Annotated in this window: 25 protein-coding genes; 11 read left to right on the plus strand and 14 right to left on the minus strand. The window is 70.0% G+C overall.

The window, feature by feature from the left end:
• Nucleotides 1–140 precede the first annotated feature (140 nt).
• Nucleotides 141–611 carry an ATP-binding protein gene (locus ACH4VX_RS09880; protein ID WP_398366833.1) on the minus strand — a complete coding sequence of 157 codons (471 nt, stop codon included), beginning with the start codon at nt 609–611 and terminating at the stop codon, nt 141–143.
• Nucleotides 612–856: 245 nt separating this feature from the next.
• Here ACH4VX_RS09880 and ACH4VX_RS09885 point away from each other — a divergent pair, with 245 nt between their 5' ends.
• Nucleotides 857–1,396: a GNAT family N-acetyltransferase gene (locus tag ACH4VX_RS09885; RefSeq protein ID WP_398366834.1), complete on the plus strand. Its 540-nt coding sequence runs from the start codon at nt 857–859 to the stop codon at nt 1,394–1,396.
• Nucleotides 1,397–1,526: 130 nt separating this feature from the next.
• Here the strand turns inward: ACH4VX_RS09885 and ACH4VX_RS09890 are convergent, their stop codons facing one another.
• Nucleotides 1,527–2,597, minus strand: coding sequence for a hypothetical protein (locus ACH4VX_RS09890; protein ID WP_398366835.1), 1,071 nt, complete (start codon nt 2,595–2,597; stop codon nt 1,527–1,529).
• Between the two features lie 147 nt (nt 2,598–2,744).
• On the minus strand, nt 2,745–3,209 hold the full coding sequence (locus ACH4VX_RS09895) for a hypothetical protein (protein ID WP_398366836.1): 465 nt from the start codon (nt 3,207–3,209) through the stop codon (nt 2,745–2,747).
• 191 nt (nt 3,210–3,400) lie between these two features.
• On the opposite strand from ACH4VX_RS09895, the gene ACH4VX_RS09900 reads away from it, so the two are divergent.
• Nucleotides 3,401–4,249 carry a Scr1 family TA system antitoxin-like transcriptional regulator gene (locus ACH4VX_RS09900; protein WP_398366837.1) on the plus strand — a complete coding sequence of 283 codons (849 nt, stop codon included), beginning with the start codon at nt 3,401–3,403 and terminating at the stop codon, nt 4,247–4,249.
• Entirely contained in the window at nt 4,246–4,452 is a 207-nt protein-coding gene (locus tag ACH4VX_RS09905; RefSeq protein WP_398366838.1) for a DUF397 domain-containing protein, read from the plus strand. Before ACH4VX_RS09900 ends, ACH4VX_RS09905 begins: the two co-directional genes overlap by 4 nt.
• Before the next feature lie 70 nt (nt 4,453–4,522).
• On the opposite strand, the gene ACH4VX_RS09910 is transcribed toward ACH4VX_RS09905, so the two are convergent.
• Genes ACH4VX_RS09910 through ACH4VX_RS09920 form a run of 3 tightly spaced genes read right to left on the minus strand, consistent with a single transcriptional unit; the run spans nt 4,523 to nt 5,482 of the window.
• Entirely contained in the window at nt 4,523–4,645 is a 123-nt protein-coding gene (locus tag ACH4VX_RS09910; protein WP_398366839.1) for a hypothetical protein, read from the minus strand.
• Nucleotides 4,646–4,685: 40 nt separating this feature from the next.
• A complete protein-coding gene (locus ACH4VX_RS09915) occupies nt 4,686–4,835 on the minus strand; it encodes a hypothetical protein (protein WP_398366840.1) in 150 nt (49 codons plus the stop codon).
• Nucleotides 4,832–5,482: a TetR/AcrR family transcriptional regulator gene (locus tag ACH4VX_RS09920; RefSeq protein WP_398366841.1), complete on the minus strand. Its 651-nt coding sequence runs from the start codon at nt 5,480–5,482 to the stop codon at nt 4,832–4,834. Before ACH4VX_RS09920 ends, ACH4VX_RS09915 begins: the two co-directional genes overlap by 4 nt.
• Nucleotides 5,483–5,562: 80 nt before the next feature.
• Here ACH4VX_RS09920 and ACH4VX_RS09925 point away from each other — a divergent pair, with 80 nt between their 5' ends.
• The 3 genes from ACH4VX_RS09925 to ACH4VX_RS09935 all read left to right on the plus strand — a co-directional run bounded on the left by ACH4VX_RS09925 (nt 5,563) and on the right by ACH4VX_RS09935 (nt 8,071).
• Entirely contained in the window at nt 5,563–6,738 is a 1,176-nt protein-coding gene (locus ACH4VX_RS09925) for an FAD-dependent oxidoreductase (RefSeq protein WP_398366842.1), read from the plus strand.
• Nucleotides 6,739–6,900: 162 nt separating this feature from the next.
• The gene (locus ACH4VX_RS09930) at nt 6,901–7,116 is read left to right on the plus strand and encodes a hypothetical protein (RefSeq protein WP_398366843.1); all 216 of its coding nucleotides are present in this window, start codon (nt 6,901–6,903) and stop codon (nt 7,114–7,116) included.
• A gap of 754 nt (nt 7,117–7,870) precedes the next feature.
• Nucleotides 7,871–8,071 (plus strand): DUF397 domain-containing protein, encoded by a 201-nt coding sequence (locus tag ACH4VX_RS09935; RefSeq protein ID WP_228313034.1) that lies wholly within the window; start codon nt 7,871–7,873, stop codon nt 8,069–8,071.
• A 267-nt stretch (nt 8,072–8,338) separates the two neighbouring features.
• Here ACH4VX_RS09935 and ACH4VX_RS09940 read toward each other — a convergent pair whose 3' ends face one another.
• The 4 genes from ACH4VX_RS09940 to ACH4VX_RS09955 form a co-directional block, all read right to left on the minus strand.
• Nucleotides 8,339–8,608: a hypothetical protein gene (locus ACH4VX_RS09940; RefSeq protein ID WP_398366844.1), complete on the minus strand. Its 270-nt coding sequence runs from the start codon at nt 8,606–8,608 to the stop codon at nt 8,339–8,341.
• A 208-nt stretch (nt 8,609–8,816) separates the two neighbouring features.
• A complete protein-coding gene (locus ACH4VX_RS09945; protein ID WP_398366845.1) occupies nt 8,817–9,677 on the minus strand; it encodes a helix-turn-helix domain-containing protein in 861 nt (286 codons plus the stop codon).
• A gap of 240 nt (nt 9,678–9,917) precedes the next feature.
• Complete coding sequence (locus tag ACH4VX_RS09950) at nt 9,918–10,352, minus strand: hypothetical protein (protein WP_398366846.1); 435 nt, start codon at nt 10,350–10,352, stop codon at nt 9,918–9,920.
• A 15-nt stretch (nt 10,353–10,367) separates the two neighbouring features.
• Nucleotides 10,368–10,718, minus strand: a complete 351-nt coding sequence (locus ACH4VX_RS09955) for a PadR family transcriptional regulator (RefSeq protein ID WP_398366847.1) — start codon at nt 10,716–10,718, stop codon at nt 10,368–10,370.
• 153 nt (nt 10,719–10,871) lie between these two features.
• On the opposite strand from ACH4VX_RS09955, the gene ACH4VX_RS09960 reads away from it, so the two are divergent.
• Nucleotides 10,872–11,096, plus strand: coding sequence for a hypothetical protein (locus ACH4VX_RS09960; RefSeq protein ID WP_398366848.1), 225 nt, complete (start codon nt 10,872–10,874; stop codon nt 11,094–11,096).
• 207 nt (nt 11,097–11,303) lie between these two features.
• Here ACH4VX_RS09960 and ACH4VX_RS09965 read toward each other — a convergent pair whose 3' ends face one another.
• The 3 genes from ACH4VX_RS09965 to ACH4VX_RS09975 all read right to left on the minus strand — a co-directional run bounded on the left by ACH4VX_RS09965 (nt 11,304) and on the right by ACH4VX_RS09975 (nt 13,721).
• The gene (locus ACH4VX_RS09965) at nt 11,304–12,011 is read right to left on the minus strand and encodes an ester cyclase (RefSeq protein WP_398366849.1); all 708 of its coding nucleotides are present in this window, start codon (nt 12,009–12,011) and stop codon (nt 11,304–11,306) included.
• Nucleotides 12,012–12,203: 192 nt separating this feature from the next.
• A complete protein-coding gene (locus ACH4VX_RS09970; protein ID WP_398366850.1) occupies nt 12,204–12,977 on the minus strand; it encodes an SDR family NAD(P)-dependent oxidoreductase in 774 nt (257 codons plus the stop codon).
• A 63-nt stretch (nt 12,978–13,040) separates the two neighbouring features.
• The gene (locus ACH4VX_RS09975) at nt 13,041–13,721 is read right to left on the minus strand and encodes an MOSC domain-containing protein (protein ID WP_398366851.1); all 681 of its coding nucleotides are present in this window, start codon (nt 13,719–13,721) and stop codon (nt 13,041–13,043) included.
• A gap of 80 nt (nt 13,722–13,801) precedes the next feature.
• Between ACH4VX_RS09975 and ACH4VX_RS09980 the strand changes: the two genes are divergently transcribed.
• Nucleotides 13,802–14,698: a LysR family transcriptional regulator gene (locus ACH4VX_RS09980; RefSeq protein WP_398366852.1), complete on the plus strand. Its 897-nt coding sequence runs from the start codon at nt 13,802–13,804 to the stop codon at nt 14,696–14,698.
• A 112-nt stretch (nt 14,699–14,810) separates the two neighbouring features.
• On the opposite strand, the gene ACH4VX_RS09985 is transcribed toward ACH4VX_RS09980, so the two are convergent.
• The gene (locus tag ACH4VX_RS09985; protein WP_398366853.1) at nt 14,811–15,140 is read right to left on the minus strand and encodes a WhiB family transcriptional regulator; all 330 of its coding nucleotides are present in this window, start codon (nt 15,138–15,140) and stop codon (nt 14,811–14,813) included.
• A gap of 380 nt (nt 15,141–15,520) precedes the next feature.
• Here ACH4VX_RS09985 and ACH4VX_RS09990 point away from each other — a divergent pair, with 380 nt between their 5' ends.
• From ACH4VX_RS09990 to guaB, 3 genes are all read left to right on the plus strand, one after another.
• Entirely contained in the window at nt 15,521–16,132 is a 612-nt protein-coding gene (locus ACH4VX_RS09990; RefSeq protein ID WP_003948568.1) for a response regulator transcription factor, read from the plus strand.
• A gap of 989 nt (nt 16,133–17,121) precedes the next feature.
• Nucleotides 17,122–17,709, plus strand: coding sequence for a sigma-70 family RNA polymerase sigma factor (locus tag ACH4VX_RS09995; protein ID WP_398366854.1), 588 nt, complete (start codon nt 17,122–17,124; stop codon nt 17,707–17,709).
• A gap of 161 nt (nt 17,710–17,870) precedes the next feature.
• Nucleotides 17,871–19,376: an IMP dehydrogenase gene (gene guaB, locus ACH4VX_RS10000; protein WP_398366855.1), complete on the plus strand. Its 1,506-nt coding sequence runs from the start codon at nt 17,871–17,873 to the stop codon at nt 19,374–19,376.
• Nucleotides 19,377–19,483 lie beyond the last annotated feature (107 nt).

A 19,483-nucleotide genomic window follows, 5' to 3' on the forward strand; every position in this document is an offset into this window, starting at 1 on the left:
GGGAGTCGTTCCTGCCGACCGAGGCCATGCGACTCGTACCGGATCCCTGTACCACCTGACTGGTACGACTTCCTTCGAGAAGGAAGTCGTGATCATCAAGGCCCGGTACCACTACTGACGGGCCGAGTGCTTCCCCCGGCTCACCCGTGGACCGGCACGGCGGGTACCAGGGCCCACACCGTCTTGCCGGGGGCACCGGGGCGCGCGGCCGTCCCCCACTCCTTCGCCAGGGCGGCTACGAGGAGGAGTCCCCGCCCGCCGTCCTCCCCGGTTCCGGCGTCCCGTGCTTCGGGCAGCCGCTCGCCCCGCGCGTCGCTGACCTCGACGCGTACGTGCCCGCCGTCCTCCCTGCTGAGCCGCAACTCGGCGTCCCGGCCGGGCACCCTGCCGTGGGTGACGGCGTTGACGCCCAGTTCGGCGACGATCAGTTCCACGGCATCGTGTACGGGGGTGCCGTACCGCCACCCCCAGGCGTCCATCTGGCAGGAGGCGAGCCGGCGGGCGAGCCGGGCACCGCGCGGGGACGGGGTGAAGCGGAACGAGAACACCGTCTGGTCGGCGAGCGGGAGCGGCAGCGCGGACCGCCGCTCCGTGGCGGGGGAAGTGGTCATGCCCCGAAGATCCCGCGCCCACACCCCCGCCCACCAGGTACGACGCCCCCACGGCGGCGCTCTGTCGGGGCGGTGGGCGACAGTGTCGGGCCTGCCGGGGTGATCCCCGGACGGACCAGCGCGGACCGCACGCGTCAGTGCCGCCGGCCGTGCCGAACCGAAGGCGAACTCCGCGCCGGACCCACCGATCCGTGCCCGACCCGGTACCTCACAGGGGCCGCCTGACGCGCCTCTACGATCCTCACATGAGTGACCGGAGCCCGGCGGGCGAACAACTGCACACCCCCCGACTGTCGTTGCGGCGTCCGACCGAAGCCGACATCGACGCGATCCTGGCCATCCACCGTGACCCTGAGACCTGTCTGCACAACCCCTCCGACGCTCTCACCCGGCTCGATGAGGCCGGGGAACTGTATCGCCGCTGGAACGACCAGTGGCAGAGGTGCGGATACGGGTACTGGGTCGTACGACGCCACGACTCCGCCCTGCAACTGGGCTTTTGCGGGATCAAGCCCATGGAACTGCAAGGCATGCAGGTCCTCAATCTCTTCTACCGCTTCGCCACTTCGGCCTGGGGCCAGGGCTTCGCCGGCGAGGCCGCAGCGGCGGTCGCCGCCTGGGCGCTCCGCCACGTTCCCGACATCCCACTGACCGCCCGCGTCCGGCCGGACAACATCGCCTCTCAACACGTGGCTGTGCGCGCTGGGTTGACCCGGGCGGAGCACCTCGACGAAACCGGATACGACGGCCTCGACTGGATCTACGCAACGAGACTGCCGCACTGAGCAGCACCGAACGCCGTATCCACGGCCGTTCGACGTCATGAGACGAGCCACTGGCCACGCCGGACCGCAGCCGGACCGGCCCAGTGCGCTGGACATCGCGGCACAGTGGGCGCGGATGCCCGCCAAGGACTCAGGCGGGCCTCTGCTTTTGCGGTGGCCTCATTGTCTCCGTCAGCCCCGTCATGTCGGTGGGCGCACCTCCGTGCCGCTGCCCGGGGAGAAGGGGCCCGGCTGCATCGCCTCGCACAGTGACACCGGATCGAGCCCCTTCAGGTCGGTCCTGTTCTTCAGCGCTGGACGGTGGTGAGGTGAGGCAGCGGCGGCAGAGAGTTTCGTCGCCGGTCGGCCGGAAGAGGGTCGCTTGTACGTGGTCGCCCTCGCATTCCCGGAGAGCGGCGAGGCGGTTGGACGGGCGGGCGGGGGCGGGGTGTTCGGCGGCCGGGGTGGCGTCAGGGACCGGCGCGGGCGGGATGTCCCGGAGCAGGTAGCGCAGGAGGCCGCCGGGGCGGTGGACGGGGGTGCCGTCGGAGGGGAGGCCGCGCAGGATGTGGGCGCGGATGGCGGTGGGGGCGTGACCGGCGGCGAGCCAGTGGGTGACGAGGCGGGCCAGCTCGTCGTGCATGCCGAGTGGGATGCGGCGGAGGTCCGGGGAGAGGCGGGGGAGGGCGGCGACGAGGGCGCGGGCGGTTTCGGGGATCTCGGCTGCCTCCGGGGCGGTGGCGTCCGGCTCGGCGGGAGGGTGGGAGGTGTTTCCTCCGGGGTTTTTCTTTGGATGACCGTCGGTGGGCGGAGGGGTCGGAGCACCGGCGGTCGGAACGCGGGCACTCGGTACGGGCTGGGGCGACGCGGAGGCGTCGGGCACGTGTACGGGCATCCGGGCGAGGATCTTGGCGGCCTCGGCGGCGCTCAACGGGACGTTGGAGACGAGCTGTTGGGTGACCCAGTGACCGCCGGGCCCCTGGAGCCGCCGCTCGTGGACGAACCCCTCCTCCTTGAGCTGCCGCTTGGCCCGCGTGAAGGCGCACGCGCCGATGCGGGCGCGCTCGGCGGTGCGCGACAGGGGCTCGCGCGCCCCGCCGGGGAGGGAGAGCTGCCAGGTCAGCAGCCGCACGGCGTCGGAGGACAGCCGGGGGTGCCGGATCAGGTCGTGGGAGAACTGGGAGAAGGCGCGCGGGGGCGCGGTATTGTGCCGGTAAATCACGGTGGAGCTGGTGCCTTCCACTGGTGGTCCAGGCCCTCGCGAACGGGTGCAACCGTCGCGGGGGCTGATTTGTCGTGACGGTACCGCACGGAACGTGTGTGCGCGTACACGTTGAGTGAAGAGGGCTCCCGCCGCACGACTGCTTTCTTACGTGCCGGCGGGCCAGAACCGGATGAGGTAACGCTCCACTCCGTGACCGGTGCCCTCGCCCTCCGACAGGGCTGCGGCCTCGGCCCGGCCCGCGCAACCGACCCGCACGCGCCACGCCCCGCCGGAGTCCCCCAGCACGATCACGTCGTCCGCCCGGCCCGCGTGCATGGACCACACGGCGACCTGCCCGCTCGTCGACTCGAAGCCGGCCTCGGCCTGTTCGTCCCAGTCCGCCGGGTCCTCCTGCGGCGGCCCGTCCCACACCTCGACGGTGACCGTGGCGGTGTGGGTGTGCCCGCCGCTGGTGATGTCCAGACGGCCGGGGTGCGTACTGAGGAAGGCACTGTGGTCGAAGTCGTCGGGGAACGGGACCGACAGGTCCGCGTCGTCCGACTCCTGCACACCGAATGCGTGGTACCCCACATACGCGTCCGCGCGCTGCTGCCGGACAAGTCGCGCCACGAGCAACCCCTTCGGGATTCCGATGCCGGTTCCTTGCCGGAATGGTAGGCGGCCGGTGCGGTGGGTCGGTTTCGGCGAGGGGTTCACCCGAAAGCCGGAACATGTCCAGTGCCGGGCAGGGTTGGTGCGTGTTTGTCCTACGGTGCGAGTACGGGTGATCGGTGGACGGATGTGCTGAGGGGGCTGGTGCGATGGAGTCGGGAGCGGACTCGGGTGCGGGCGTGGAGGACGCGGGCGCGGACTCGAACGGGGAGTTCCTGCGGTGCTTCGGGCGGCAGATGAAGCTGCTGCGGGAGGCGGCCGGGCTGACACAGGCGCAGTTGGGGGAGCGGGTCAGCTACGGCGAGGCCCTGATCGCAGCGGTGGAGCAGGGACGTCGCATCCCGAAACCGGAGTTGGTGGACGCGGTGGATCGGGAGGTGGGCGGGCGGGGGCTGCTGGTGGCGATGAAGGGGGAGGTGGCGAAGGCTCGGTATCCGGGGTTCTTCCGGCGGTACGCGGAACTGGAGTCCCAAGCGGTCGAGTTGCACGCCTACTCCGACCACGTGGTCAAGGGGATCTTGCAGACGGAGGAGTACGCACGCGCGGTCTTCCGCATGTGGCGTCCGTTGTTGGACGAGGAGACGATCGAGCAGGGCGTGACGGCGCGGTTGGAGCGGCGGAAGCTCTTCGCTCGTCGGCCTGCTCCGTTGCTGAGCTTCGTCATTGAAGAACATGTTCTGCAGCGACCTCTTGGAGGTCCGGAGGTGCTGCGGGGCCAATTGGAACAATTGCTGCTGTACGGGCATGAACGCAACGTCGAGTTGCAGGTCATGCCGACGCGGCGCGACGAGCATGCAGGACTGGCGGGCCCCTTCACATTGATCCATCTCGCCGATCAGCGCAGGATGGCTTACATGGAGGTACAGGACACAAGTGCCCTGTACTCGGACCCGAAGAAGGTCAGTCCGTTGGAGGCGACGTACAGAGTCCTCGCGGCGCAGGCGTTGACTCCCAGGGAGTCGCTGGCCTTCATCCAGAAGCTGTTGGGAGAGCTATGAAGACAGGCAGCCCCGAGCCTGCCGCTGGCGAACTGCGCTGGTTCAAGAGCAGCTACAGCGCGGGCAACGGTGGTGATTGCGTCGAGATCGCGGACGCCGGTACGGCCGTGCTGGTCCGCGACTCCAAGTGCCCGGACGTGGCGATCCTCAATGTGTCCTCTGCCCAGTGGACGGCATTTGTGCGGATGGCCGCACGCGTCTGAAACGAACGAGGGGCGGTAGGGAACCATTTGCGCTTCCCACCGCCCCTCACTCATGCCCGAAGGGCGATGCTTACTCGCTCTTCCTGCGCCGCCCACCTGCCTTCTTCTCAGGCCGCCAGTTGACGAGATCCGCCTCGACCAGCTCGCGCTCAGCACGCCCGGTGTCGAGGGCGGCCTGGAACTCCTCGGTCAAGAAAGGCTCGAAGATCCACTTGATCACCGAGCGGACCGGTTCACCGCTCTCGATCGGGATCTCCGGCGCGAACCCGCGCGACAGCCAGGCCCTCGAACCGCTCGTGCGCGGCTGCGGTGTTGAGCCTGACCGCCGTCGGCAAAGCCTTGTCCTCGGCCGGCGCGGGATCGACGCGCACGTGGTCCGTCAAGCTTCTTCCGCTGGTCGTGACGCCGGTCCGGTCAGCCCGTGCAACAGCAGATCCGTGAGGGTGTCGATGACGTACTGGTCGTCTTCGCCGCCAGGGGGCGTGAGCACAGCGTAGTTGAGGGTGACGAGCATCGCGCCCATCGCCGCCGCGATGAACTCGGGGTCGCCGGGCAGCTGGTGTCCGCGCTCGACCAGGTACTCCAGATGCTCCCGAATGGTTCCTGTCTGCTCGCACAGGTCGCGCCAGGCCCGGCCCGTGCCGGGGTCGTCGGCCACCATCGCCTGAAACAGTGCGAGCGTGACCGGGCGGTTCTGCCGCATCACCGTCCACGCGACACCGAGGTGGTCGCGCAGCTGGTCGCGGTCGGTCAGGTCGTGGTCGCGGGGGTGCTCCAGGCCGACCATGCGCTTGTCGATCGCACTCTCCATCTCGGCGAGGAGCGCCTGGAGCAGCTCGTCCTTGCCGGCGAAGTGTTCGTAGAACGAGCCGGTCGAGCGTCCGGCCGCGGCGGTGATGTCGGTGATCTTCGTATTGAGGTAGCCGCGATCGTTGAACAGCCCCCGCGCCGCGTCCAGCAGCGCGGCACGAGTCTGGGCCGCCCGGACTTTTCGACTGGCGGTACTCGCCTGCGGCATGTCGTCCTCCATCGGCTGTTGACAGACGCCAGCGTATCGGAACAGACTTACGCTGAATCAGCATTCAGTGAAACTCAATTCAGGGAGATGTCATGCGGACGATCGTGATCGGTGGCGGGATAGCCGGGCCTGCCATCGCCCTTGCACTGCAGCGGATCGGTCACGACGTGACCGTCTACGAGGCGTACGACGTTCCGCCCGAGGACGTCGGCGCCCACTTCAGCCTGGCGGTCAACGGCCTGCGCGCACTGGAGAAGCTGGACTGCCTACGCGACGTACAGGCGGCCGGACACCCCATCGAACGGATGCGGTTCTACTCGGCGGGCGGCCACCTCTTGGGCGACGTGCCACGCCTTCGGCGCGAAGCCGACTCGATGCGCAGCATCTCGCTCCGGCGCGGACGGCTCGTGGCGATCCTGCGGCGCGCGGCGCTCGACGCGGGCGCACAGATCGTCACCGGCGAGCGCCTGGTGGGCGCGACGGAGTCAGCGGACAGCGTGGTGGCCGAATTCGCCTCCGGCCGGCGCGACACCGCGGAGCTGCTCGTGGGCGCCGACGGCGTCTGGTCAACCGTGCGCGGGCTGATCGACTCGTCCGCGCCGCGCGCAGAGTACGCGGGGCTCTACGGGGTCGCCGGAATCGCCACCATGACGGGTCTCGAGCCCGGCGTCTGGAACCTCTCCTACGCGCGCAACGGTGCCTTCGTGTACACCAGCATCGACGAGAAGACCCAGTGGTGGACGGCTCAGATCGGGGATCCGGTCAAGCCCGACCTGCGAGGCATCGACGACGCGCAATGGCTCCGGCGCGTCACCGAGCTGTTTCCGGAGGCAATGCCGAGGGCCATGGTCGGAGCCGCGACATCGATCGTCGCGTCCGGCCACCTGAACGTCTGCGACCCGATCCGGACGTGGCACAGTGGGCGCATGGTCCTGGTCGGCGACGCCGCCCACCCTGTCGGCGTCGGACACGGCGCCTCGATGTGCATCGAGGACGCACTGGAGCTCGCGGCGGCGCTGAGCAGCGCCCCGACCGTCCCGGCGGCACTCAAGGCCTACGACGCGACACGCCGCCCGCGCATCGACAAACTGCTCAAGCACGGGCACAACGCCCGTGAGAGCAAGCGACCCGGCGCCGTGAAGCGACAGATCAACTCGGCGAAGATGCGCGTACTCCTCCCGTTCTTCGAACGGGCGCAGGGATATCTGTACGACTACGAGCCGCCTTCCCTGTCCGCCGTAGGCGGATCACGGTCCGCCACGCGCTAGACGGCCTGCGGGCCCGACGCCTCGCTCGTGAAGTCGGAGTTCACGCCGTTCGGTGGTGGTCTGCAACGTCCCTGACGGACACGGCCCAAGGCCGTACTGACCGACCCGGACGGAACACAACCCGGTGTGGCACCGCATCGAGGACGACGCGGCGCCACACCCATGGAGAAGGAGAAGCAGGTGCTGAAATCGCGGGTGAGGAAGAACCTGGCCGTTGGGCTGGTGATCACGACCGTCATCATGGCGGTGGCGGTGGTCGTCGCGGACGACGGCAGCAAGATGGAGGAGCTCACAAGGTCGCTGATCATCGGCTTATGTGTGACGGGGGCAGTGACAGGGGGGACCTGGTTGCTGGAGCGGAGGCGTTCTGCACCGTGACCGGCGTCCGAGTACCGGCCGGGGCAGGTCGGAGCCGTGGTTCTGGTGAGGGCCCCGCCGTCGGGGCCGAAGGCCAGGCCCTGGGCGCTGCGGTGGCCGTAGGTGTAGGGGTCGGCGAGGTGCTGCTCGACGAACGCGTTGATCCGGGACCGCAGGGCGGTCCGGCGGGCCTCTGGGCTCAAGAAGGGCTGCCCGCGCATCCCCCACCGCCCTCCGCCGGGAGCGGAGAGCGGATCACCATGATCGCCATTACGTACGCCCGCCCGGCGACGGGACCCGGCTCACCTACGACGAGAAGAGCGAGACGCTCCACCGCCGGGCGCAGGTGGTGACGTCCGGGGCGAGGTGACCGGCCCGCAAGGGGCGAGACGGTCGCCGCGATCCGGCTGCGGCTCGCGTCCCACGGGTACCGCACCGGCACGGACGCCGTCTTCGGCCCCGCGACCACCACACGGGTGACCTCCTGTCGCGCCACCGCTCCCTCGCCGGCGACGGCGTCGTGGGCTCCGGCCACCCGGTCGGCGCTCGTCGGTCTCGTACGAGCACCGGCGTACTCCGAATGGGCCGGTTCTCGTATGGCACCCGAGGTGAGCCGGCCCTAACCTGAATTCCAGGTAGCTCTTCGTGGTCGGCCGGGTACCGGTGGCGAAGGTGAAGCCAGGGATTTCGGTACTCGCCTGCGGCTGCGGCCGGTCGGCCACTACGCTTGACGGGCACCATTTCGGGCAGCTTGGGGGATCGGGGGGAGACCGCGGTGGTTCATGAGGGGCGACCCTTATGGCGTAGAAGCAGTGCCTGCGGCAACGAGTCGGAGTGTGTGGAGGTGGCCGTACTCGCCAGGCATGTCCTTGCGCGTGACTCGAAGCGACCTGCCGCGACCGTGCTGCGCTTCACCGCCCTCGCCTGGACGGGCTTCCTCAGTGCTGTCGCACGCGGAGAACCAAGGGACGCATGACATCCTTTCGGGCGGACGGCAGAAAGTGTGGGGCTGTTATGGACATCGAGAAGTCTGCAGCGCGGAGGCGCGGGGGCGAGGGCCGGTCCCGCTCCGTCGGCGTCGCGCCCCCCGCGCTCTTCCTGCTCGCCGTCGGAGCGGTCGCCACGAGTACCGCGGCCGCCGCGTCCCTTCTGGTGGAGAGCCTGCCGGTGAAGCGAGTGCTGTGGGTGGCCGTGCTGCTCGCCGTTTCGGTGAGTGCGGGCCTGTGGTGCGGACGTTACTCCGTCACGGCTTCCCCACCGAGTTCTGATCGTCTTCCGTACGTTCCGCGGGCGGGTTCGCCCCGGTAGGGCCCTTCCTCCGGCGTTGCCAGGCCTTCCCGACCCGCCAGGCGAGCGCGGCGGCGAGTATGGCGACCCCCAGGCTGACCACGATCCAGAAGACGGTCTTCCACGAGACGTCCCAAGAACCGTCGGCCAACGTGAGCGCGACGATCGCCGTGCTCAACATGAAGAGCACGGCGAGCACGGCGAAGCAGCCGACGATCCGCTCCACGGACCCCGACGGAACGGGAGCGGGGTGCGCGGGACCGGGTTCCCCCGTCCGGCCGGGCGTCCCTCCGGCCTCCTCCGCGGGCTCGTCGGCCGAGCCCGTACGGTCCTGCCCTCCTCCGGAAACGAGCAGCTCCCGCAGGCGCCGCCACGCTGCTCTCGTCACCTCGATCCTCCCCCTGCTCATGTCGGTTCCGCGGGGCCGGGCCCGGCTAGGCTCTGTCCAGGTCCTGCTTGACGCGGCCGATCAGACCGAGCGACTCCGACGCATCGAGAGCCAGGCGCGAGATCTGCTCCAGGCACTCCTGATAGCGCTCCAGCAACCGGGGGTCCTCGCCCCCGGTCATGCTGCCGGTGGCGTACTCCAGGTACAGCAGGTCCTTGTCGTCGGTGAAGCCGAGCAGGACGAAGCTGCCGAGGGTGCTGTAGTGGGCGCCCGCCTCGAAGGGCAGGACGCGCAGGGTGACGTCGGGCCGGTCCGCCAGGTCCAGCAGTTGCCGGAGCTGCTCGGCCATCACCGCGTCGCCGCCGACCCGGCGCCGGACGGCGGCCTCGTCGAGGAGGAACAGCGTCTCCCGGGGGCCGTCGCCCCCGAACATCCGCTCCCGGCGCTTCATCCGGAGGTCCACCAGGCGCGCGAGCCGCTCGGGGTCGAGGACGCGAGGACGCAGCAGCGCCTCCGCGTAACCGCGGGTCTGCAGATGGCCCGGCACCACGATCGGGTGGTACGTGGACAGGCTGACGGCTGCGGTCTCGTACCCCAGGTACTGGGCGAACTGCGGATTGACGACATCGTGGAAGCTGGACCACCAGCTGGGCCCCTTGCTTCCGCGGGCCGCGGTCTCCAGTTCCTCGACCACCGCGGGGTCGGTGATGCCGTAGACCTGGGCCAGGGCGCGCAGGTCGGTCACGGAGATGCTCACCGCGCCGTTCTCCACCCGGACCAATTTGGACAGGGACCACTCCACGCGCTCCGCGGCCTCGCGCTGAGTGAGGCCGGCGTCCTCCCGGGCCCTGCGCAGCGCGATACGCAGTTTTCGCCTGTTGAGGCTGGGATCAACTAGGGGTGTCATCGCCGCTCCTTCCGTCGTGCGCGTACCCGGTACCTTCTCTGCTATGCACGGAACGCTTACGCCTATCTGCTCCTGTCATTATGCCCATGTCGGTCAGCCAATAGCTGAATGACATGGGCATGTCGCTTTGGAGTCGTGCCGCTCCGGTCCGTGCCGCTTCGGGTTCGTGCCTCAACGCGAAGGGCCCCCACGACTGTGGGGGCCCGGTTGGCCGCTTTCCCCTCGCGCCGCCTTCCGATCTCAGTCGACCTGCCGCTCGGGGTCCGTCCATGCTTCCCAGCGCATCCTGCATGCTCCCGCGAAAGTGACCAGGTAGTAGAACGGAGGCAGGCGGCCACCTTGCTTCCGTAGCTCGTTGCGGTGATCCATCGTCTCCTCGAGCCGCCATTTCTCACTGGCGGGGAGGAAGGCGCCGATGAGGCGCAGCCTGACGCCCACCCGGGTGTCCCTGGGGACGGCCGCGGGCCGCCCCTCGTGCTGCCTTCCTTCGGGGCTCGTCCGCCACAGGGAGACGAGCCGCCTGCCCACCCGGCCCAGGAACGCGTCGAGCGGTTCGGGCAGCAGTTTGATCGCTTGTGCTGTCGACTTCCTGCCGCGCACCGCTATCAGCAGGGCGAGGGCCAGGAGCAGGGCCGCCGAGGCGAACAGGACGGCGGCGGCGAGGGCGGTGACCATCGATGTGCAGTCCGATCAGTCCGTGGCGGGAGTGGGGGCGGCCGTGCCGGACTTCACCGGCCTGCTTCTGCTGGTGCGGGCCAGGGCCAGGGCCAGAGCTACGCGGGCCTGCTCCGCGCCGTCCGTGGTGAAGCGGTAGTAGCGGCGTCGGGGCCGGGGTGGAGTGCTTGCGACGTGCTCATCGGGGTCCTCCCAGAAGCTCTCCAGTATCCCCGCTCGTCCGAGCCTGGCCAGGATGGGCTGGATGGTCCCGCTCTGCAGTTCCACCGCCTGACCGATTGCCAGCCCGTAATGGGCCCGCGTCGGGTTCCGGAGCAGCTCCCTGAGGACCAGCTCGGTCTGCTTGGTCATTCGGAATCCACTCATATCCCTAACTCTACCTACCTTGTCCATGACTTATGTTGCCTCCAGCGAAATGGTTGAGTGCTTCGTGTTCACCCACAACTCTACCTAGGTTGTGTATGACCTAGGTAGAGTTATAGGGTCCGGGTGGGACACGATGAGAGGACGGTGTGGGACATGGCCACGAAGAAGCGGGACGCAGACGGCACCGACAGGTGCGCGGCCTGCGAAAGCCCTGTGCAGGAGACGCCCGCCTGGGACTTCCGGCTCGACCGGTCGGGGCTGAACGTCAAGGCGGGCCGCTACCTGGACCTCCGGATCTCCCTGGTGCTGCTGCTGTGGCTGATCGCCGCCGTGAGCGGCTGGGGCTACGTCGAGTGGTGGCAGCCGCCGCTGTCCTAGCGCGACGGCATCACCGTCCTCCCACGCCGCATCACGAGGCCCTCACCACCGGTGGGGGCCTCCGGCACGGGGACGTCTCCCGACGGGGCGGTGTCCCGGCGGCGGTGGCGGAAGGCCGTGACCTGAAGGCGGACACCACACACCGAGCCCCTGGTGCGCGCGTGCCGTCGCCGCCCGGACCGGCCGACCGTCCGAGGTGACGCAGGCTCAGGGATCCGTCGGTTCCAGCGCCCCCAGCTGCGCCATCAGCCCCAGCCGGTCGTACTGCCACCAGCCCTCGACGATCTTTCCGTTGTCGCCGAAGCGGAAGATGGTCGTGCCCGTCATGACGGCCTTCCTCCCCGTTGCCGGGATGCCGAGGAAGTCGGCCTTGTGGGTGCCCTCCCAGCTCCACCGGGTGCACACCCGGTCCACCCGCGCGAGCTGGTCCTCGATCCGGAACGCGAAGTCGAAGCCGCCGCGCCACACGTCCATCTCGCGCCGGAAGTGGTCGAGGCCGATGACGTCCTGCTCGTTGGCCGGATCGTGGTCGTGGTAGTGCTCCTCGATCAGGCCCGTCATCGGGGAGAGGTCGTCCTCGGTGGCCAGGATCTCGAAGAAGCGCCGCGCGGAGTCCGTGTTCAGCTGCGCGTCGCGCACCACGTCCAGGTCCGTGAACGTCGGCACACCGTCACACAGGGCCACCATCTCCCGGAAGATCCGGTCGGTCTCCGGCAGCTTGGAGTTCCGCACCGCCTCCTCGTACGACGGGAACTCCACGATCTCGACGACGTGCGACGTGTCCGCGCGGTCCTTGCCGACCACCGCGTGCGTCGCCGTCCGCTTCCCCTTGGTCTGCTCGACCCACTGGTCCATGAGCCGGTCCATCTCCTCGAACCGGCTTGTCCTGCAGTCGATGAGCTGTACGAAGGTCATGACGCTCGCCTCCGGTCCCCCCTGGGTCCGGGTTCGTCTGTCAGCACCCATTTTCTCCCGGGGAGCCGGGTCCGTCCCGCCGTGACCGTGTGGCCACGTGCCGGCCGTGACCGTGTGGCCACGTGCCGGCCGCGGCCGCGTGTCTGCCGTGACGCTGTGGCCGCCGGGATCCGCGTACCCGCCGGGTGACCGCTACCGGGGTCCGTACTTCCGTCCCGTCCGCGACGAGATCCCGCCCAGCAACCCGCGCGGGACCAGCTTCGCCGCGCCCATCAGCGCCTTGTAACGCGGATCCGGGATCGACAGCGACTTGCCCCGGGCCAGGTCCGCGAGCGCCGCCGCGGCGACCTTGTCCGCGTCCAGCCACATCCAGTTCGGGATGTTGTCCGTGCCCATCCCGGCCCGCGCGTGGAACTCGGTGCGCACGAACCCGGGGCACAGCGCCATCAGCCGTACGCCGCGGCCCGCCAGATCCTGCGCCGCGCCCTGGGTGAACTGCACGACCCACGCCTTGGACGCCCCGTAGGTCCCGCGCGGCACGAACGCGGCGGTCGAGGCGACGTTCACGACACCTCCGCGCCCGCGCTCGCGCATCGCCTCCACCGCCGCCGACGTCAGCCGGAGCACCGCCTCGCAGTGCACCTTGAGCATCCTCAGCTCGTCGGCCATGGGGACCTCGAGGTAACGGCCCCGGTGGCCGAAGCCGGCGTTGTTGATCAGCAGGTCGACGGGGTTCCTGGGGTCGCCGAGGCGGTCGGCCACCGCCTCGATGCCCTTGTCCTGAGCCAGGTCGGCGGTCAGCACCTCCGCCTCGATGCCGTGGCGGTCGTGCAGCTCGGTCGCCTGTTCGCGCAGCCGGACGGTGTCGCGGGCGACCAGCACCAGATCATGCCCGTTGGCCGCCAGCCGCCGCGCGAACGCGGCACCGATCCCAGCCGTCGATCCCGTAATCAGAGCCGTTGTCATGGCGCAAGAGTAGTTACCCGGAGTGGAGTCGTCCGCTTCGTGTCATCCCATGGACACATGCCGTCAGGCCGTCGGCTCCGCCCCGTACTTCTCCACGTACGTCCGCGCCGTCGCCAGCACCTCCGGATGCAGTGCCCCGCCCGCCGCCAGCAGCCGGGGCAGCAGCGCCCGCTCGGTCGTCACCGCGCGGAACTGCAGCGCGACCGTCACCTCGTGCTCCGGCCGGTGCACGATCCGTACGGCGTCACCCGCGCGTATCCCACCGGGCCGGATCACCCGGAAGTACGCCCCCGGCGCGCCCCGCTGCGTGAACCGCTTCACCCAGCCCTTCTCACCCAGATGGCCCTGGAAGGTGCGGCAGGGGATGCGCCCGGAGGTGACCTCCAGCACCACTTCCGGCCCGACGGCCCAGCGCTCACCGATCAGGGCGCCGGACACGTCGATCCCCTCGGTGGTGAGGTTCTCGCCGAACGAGCCGTTCGTCAGTGTGCGCCCCAGCGTGCGCTCCCACTCGTCGAGGTCCTCGCGGGCCACGGCGTACACCGCCTGGTCGTCCCCGCCGTGATGCCGTGTCTCGCACACGGCGTCCCCGGCCAGACCGCTCGCGCCGATCCCCTTCGGGCCCGGCGCGGCCACCCGCACCGGCCCGTCCACGGGCTGCTTGTCGATACCGGTCACGCCCTCGCGGTGGTCCGTGTACGGCACGGCCTCGGGGCGCCCCAGGTTCACAGACAGAAGCTTCATGAGTCGCACGGTAGGTGATGGGCATCAAAGCGTCGACGCATTATCCGGCGCAGTGTCAAAGTTCGGCTTATCCTCGAAGGGTGATCGAAGCCCGTCATCTCCGCGTGCTGCGCGCCGTGGCCACCACCGGTTCCTTCTCCGCGGCGGCCCGTGAACTGGGCTGCACCCAGCCCGCCGTCAGTCAGCAGATGAAGGCCCTGGAGGCGTCCGTCGGCACGCCCCTGCTCATACGCAGCGGCCGCGAGATGCGCCTGACGCAGGCCGGAGAGGCGCTGGTGCGGCACGCGGCCGGGATCATCGCCGGACTGACCGCCGCCGAGGAGGAGGTCGCCGCCATCGCCGGGCTCCGCGCGGGCCGGGTCCGGCTCGTCTCCTTCCCCAGTGGCAGCTCCACACTCGTCCCCGCGGCCCTCGCCGCCCTGCGCGCCGCCCACCCCGGCACCCGGGTGTCCCTGGAGGAGGCCGAACCGCCCCGCTCCGTGGAGATGCTGCGCGAGGGCGACTGCGACGTGGCCCTCGCCTTCCGGTACGAGGGGGCGGCGGGTGCCGAGGAGTGGGACGACCTCGTCGTACGGCCGTTGCTGTCGGACCGGCTGGTGGGGCTCGTGCCCGAACGGCACCGGCTCGCCCGCGCGGAGTCCGTCGCCATCGGCGAGCTCGCCGACGAGCCCTGGATCGCCGGCTGTCCGCGCTGCCGGGGCCAGTTGGTCGAGGTGTGCGAGGCGGCCGGCTTCACCCCGCGCATCGACTTCGCGACCGACGACTATCCGGCCGTCGCCGGACTGGTCGGCGCCGGACTCGGGGTGGCGGTGCTGCCCCAGCTGGCCATCGAGTCGGTACGGCCCAGGGGTGTGCGCACCGTGGCGCTGGAGCCCGCCGTGCGCCGGGAGATCGTCGCGCTCACCCTCCCGGACCTCGCCCAGGTGCCGGCGGTCACCGCGACGCTGGAGAAGCTGGCCGGAGCGGCCGCCCGGTAAGGGGGTCTCGGGTATGTGGTCACCGCGCGTGAGGAGCGGTTGATCATCTCCAGTGACAAAGCAGGGGCACGCTGCGTGCCCCGTGTTCCCGACGTTCTGGAGAAACGTTCCTTCAATTGTTCGAAGCGGCGTGCCCGGCGGCGGCCGACGCCGACATCAGCCGGTTGCGCGCCCGCCCCATCAGCTCTTCGCGCTCGTCCTCGGTCAGTCCGCCCCACACGCCGTACGGCTCGCGCACCGCCAGCGCGTGTGCGGCGCACTCGGCGCGCACCGGGCACCTCATGCAGACCTCTTTGGCCGAGTTCTCGCGGGCGCTTCGAGCCGCACCACGCTCGCCCTCCGGGTGGAAGAAGAGTGAGCTGTCCACCCCGCGGCAGGCGGCCAGGAGCTGCCAGTCCCACAGGTCCGCGTTCGGTCCGGGAAGGCGGGAGAAATCTGCCATTACGTGACCCCTTGTAGCCGTTCTGGGCGGATCCGGTGTCCACGACCGTACAACTACGATCCAAGGAGATGAAAATATGACTCATTGCGAATCTAGCCCCGGACACCAACAAAGGGGAAGAAAAGGGTCTGAATGGGGCACGGGTTGTGATGAAAGTTCGGGGGTCCGCCGCGCATGTCTCCATCGTGTCCGTCTCCTCACGTAGAGTGCCGAAGATGGCAGACGGCCCCGTAACTCTTTCGAGTGACCGTCGTTGAGAGTGCGAGGCGGTTGAAGGAACAAGCGCTCGGACGGACGTCCGGGACGGTCGACCGCACAGGTGACGATTCCGTACCAGCCTGGAGGCTCAAGGTGACGCGCATCAGCTGCGGAGGGCGGCCATGACTTCCGTCCTCGTCTGCGACGACTCCCCGCTTGCCCGAGAGGCGCTCCGCCGCGCGGTCGCGACCGTGCCCGGCGTCGAGCGCGTAACGACGGCTGCCAACGGCGAGGAAGTCCTCCGCCGCTGGGGGGCCGACCGCTCGGACCTGATTCTGATGGACGTACGCATGCCCGGTCTGGGCGGCGTCGAGACGGTCCGGCGGCTGCTGTCCGCCGACCCCGGAGCGCGCATCATCATGCTCACGGTCGCCGAGGACCTCGACGGTGTGGCGCTCGCGGTGGCGGCCGGTGCGCGGGGCTATCTGCACAAGGACGCCTCCCGCGCGGAGTTGCGGGCGACGGTCACGCAGGCGCTCGCCGACCCGACCTGGCGGCTCGCCCCGCGCCGGCTGCGCTCCGCGGAGATGGGTGCGGCGCCCACGCTCACCGCGCGGGAGATCCAGGTCCTCGAAGGCATGAGCCACGGCCGCTCCAACGCCGAGATCGGCCGCGAGCTGTTCCTCTCCGAGGACACCGTCAAGACGCACGCGCGGCGGCTCTTCAAGAAGCTCGGCGCGTCGGACCGGGCCCACGCGGTGGCGCTCGGCTTCCGGTGGGGCCTGGTGCGCTAGGGCCTTGCGTGGGGATCACGCCGGGTAGCGAGCAGGGCCCCGTGCCCCGCGCCGCGGGACGGCGGCGGGAACCGGGGCACAGCGCCGGGTGCCTGCGCCTGCGCGGCCCGGCGTGGAATCGAGGGCCACGGGCCCGGCACGATCCGAACGAGAGACCCTGGGCCCGTTCGGCCTCGGACCGGCCCGCCCCGGCGCGCGGTATTACACGGCAGCCGGTGTGCGGGGGCCTGCGAACGCCCCCGCCCGGAACCCGACCACGACCGCCGACGCGGCACCCCCGCGCGACCGGTCGCCCACGCACCGGGTCCGGGCGAAGCCCATCGGCCGACGGTGCGTGGTTCGGCGGCCACGGGGTTCCGCGACCCGGTGGGGCGTGTTCTCGGCGGGCGTGGAGCCTGTGGCTCCGCGCGGTGTGTTCTCGGCGGGCCCGAGGTTCGTGGCCTCGCATGGTGTGCTGCCGCACCTGGGAAGCTCATGGCTCCGGTCGGCGTGCTGTCGGTGGGCGCGAAACCCGTGGCTCCGTGTGGCGTACCGCCGGCCCCACGGAGCCGAACCCAGCCGTACGGCAGGCCACGGAGCCGGCCGAGTGGGTCCCGGGGGAGGTCGAGCCGGCCCCGGAGCATGCCAAGCCGTCGCAGTCGGCCGGATCTGCCGGGTTCGGGGTGCGGGCGAGTCGGCCGGCCGCCGGAGCCGGGGTGCGGGCAAGCTCGTCGGTCGCCGCGCCCGGGGCGTCAAAGCCCCCGTCGGCCGCCGCGCCCGGGGTGCGAAAAACCCCGTCCACCAGCGCATCGACGGCAGCCGCAGAACACCCGCTGCTCGTTTCGCCGCGGATGCCGCATCCTTGAGGTGTGGAGTTCCTCGGGGACGAGTCGGTCGAGCGGAAGGGGAGGGCGCAGGGTATGAGTTCCGGCGCACCTGCTCATAACGCTTCGGTGCACAACCAGGGACACGGTGCCGCGGACCAGACGTCCGCAGGGCACCATGGACCGATGCGCGACGACGAGGCGGGCACTGTCCAAGGGGCGATCGGTGCGCTCGTCCATCGCGCGGTCGACGGAGACGAGCAGGCCACGCACGATCTGCTCGCCCACGTCCACCCCCTGGCGCTGCGCTACTGCCGCACCCGTCTGTCACGGCTGCCCGGCGACGCCCGGCACTTCGTCGAGGACCTCGCCCAGGAGGTCTGCGTCGCGGTGCTCCTCGCGCTGCCCCGCTACAAGGACACCGGCCGGCCCTTCGAGGCGTTCATCTTCGCCATCGCCTCCCACAAGGTCGCCGACCTGCAGCGTGCGGCGATGCGGCACCCCGGTTCGACGGCCGTGCCCTCCGACGAGATGCCCGAACGCCCCGACGACTCCCTGGGCCCGGAGGAACGCGCCCTGCTCAGCAGCGACGCCGAATGGGCCAAGAAACTGCTGGCCAACCTGCCGGAGAACCAGCGCGAGCTGCTTCTGCTGCGTATCGCCGTGGGCCTCACGGCGGAGGAGACTGGACAGATGTTGGGAATGTCACCCGGCGCCGTTCGGGTGGCCCAGCACCGCGCGCTGAGCCGGCTGCGTGCCCTGGCGGAGCAGTAACCTCCCGCCACCGCGCCGCCCCTTCGGCGTATGAACGGACGATCAGCCGTTCCCGTACGAACATACGAAGCCCGGAGCCGTGCGAAACCGTGGAATGAGACACCCACGCTTCCCGTTAGCATGGACATCCGCACCGATCAAGGCCATTTGGGGAAGGTGTCATGACTGCCAACGTCGACGGAGTGCCCGGAAAATTCGCGACACTCGGGCTGACCTACGACGACGTGCTGCTGCTGCCGGGCGCGTCGGACATGGCGCCCGACCAGATCGACACCGCCTCGTACGTCTCCAGGAACGTGCGGGTCAACATCCCGCTGCTGTCCGCCGCCATGGACAAGGTCACCGAGTCGCGCATGGCGATCGCGATGGCCCGCCAGGGCGGCGTCGGCGTACTGCACCGCAACCTGTCCATCGAGGGCCAGGCCAACCAGGTCGACCTGGTGAAGCGCTCCGAGTCCGGCATGGTGACCGACCCGATCACCATCCACCCGGACGCCACGCTCGCCGAGGCCGACGCCCTGTGCGCGAAGTTCCGCATCAGCGGCGTCCCGGTCACCGACGGCAACAAGAAGCTGCTCGGCATCGTCACCAACCGTGACATGGCCTTCGAGACCGACCGCTCCCGTCAGGTGCGCGAGGTCATGACGCCGATGCCGCTGGTCACCGGCAAGGTCGGCATCTCCGGCCCGGAGGCCATGGAGCTGCTGCGGCGCCACAAGATCGAGAAGCTTCCGCTGGTCGACGACGGCGGCGTCCTCAAGGGCCTGATCACGGTCAAGGACTTCGTGAAGGCCGAGAAGTACCCCAACGCCGCCAAGGACGCCGAGGGACGGCTGCTGGTCGGTGCCGCGGTCGGTGTCGCCGGTGACGCGTTCGAGCGTGCCCAGGCCCTGGTCGAGGCGGGTGCCGACTTCATCGTCGTCGACACCGCGCACGGCCACTCCCGTCTGGTCGGCGACATGGTCGCCAAGATCAAGTCGAACTCCTCCGGCGTCGACGTCATCGGCGGCAACATCGCCACGCGCGACGGTGCCAAGGCCCTCGTCGACGCGGGCTGCGACGGCATCAAGGTCGGTGTCGGCCCCGGCTCCATCTGCACCACGCGTGTCGTCGCCGGTGTCGGCGTCCCGCAGGTCACGGCGATCTACGAGGCCGCGCTGGCCGCCAAGGAGGCCGGCGTCCCGGTCATCGGCGACGGCGGTCTGCAGTACTCCGGCGACATCGCCAAGGCCCTTGTCGCGGGCGCCGACACGGTGATGCTGGGCTCGCTGCTCGCGGGCTGCGAGGAGTCCCCGGGCGAGCTGATGTTCATCAACGGCAAGCAGTTCAAGTCGTACCGCGGCATGGGTTCGCTCGGCGCCATGCAGACCCGCGGTGACCGCAAGTCGTTCTCCAAGGACCGCTACTTCCAGGAGGGCGTCGCCTCCGACGAGCAGCTGGTCCCCGAGGGCATCGAGGGCCAGGTGCCCTACCGCGGCCCGCTCTCCTCGGTCGTCCACCAGCTGGTCGGCGGCCTGCGCCAGTCGATGTTCTACGTCGGCGGCCGGACCGTGCCCGAGCTGCAGGACAACGGGCGGTTCGTGCGGATCACCTCCGCCGGTCTCAAGGAGAGCCACCCGCACGACATCCAGATGACGGTCGAGGCGCCGAACTACAGCCGCAAGTAGCCGGCGGGCTTCCCGAGGGCGGCTCCGGAACATCCGGAGCCGCCCTCGCCGTACGTCCGGGGCGGTGTCCGCCGCGGCCGTCGGGGATACTGGAAGGCGCTGCAACG

The sequence above is a fragment of the Streptomyces sp. NPDC020731 genome (genome assembly GCF_044334705.1).
Lineage (GTDB): Bacteria > Actinomycetota > Actinomycetes > Streptomycetales > Streptomycetaceae > Streptomyces.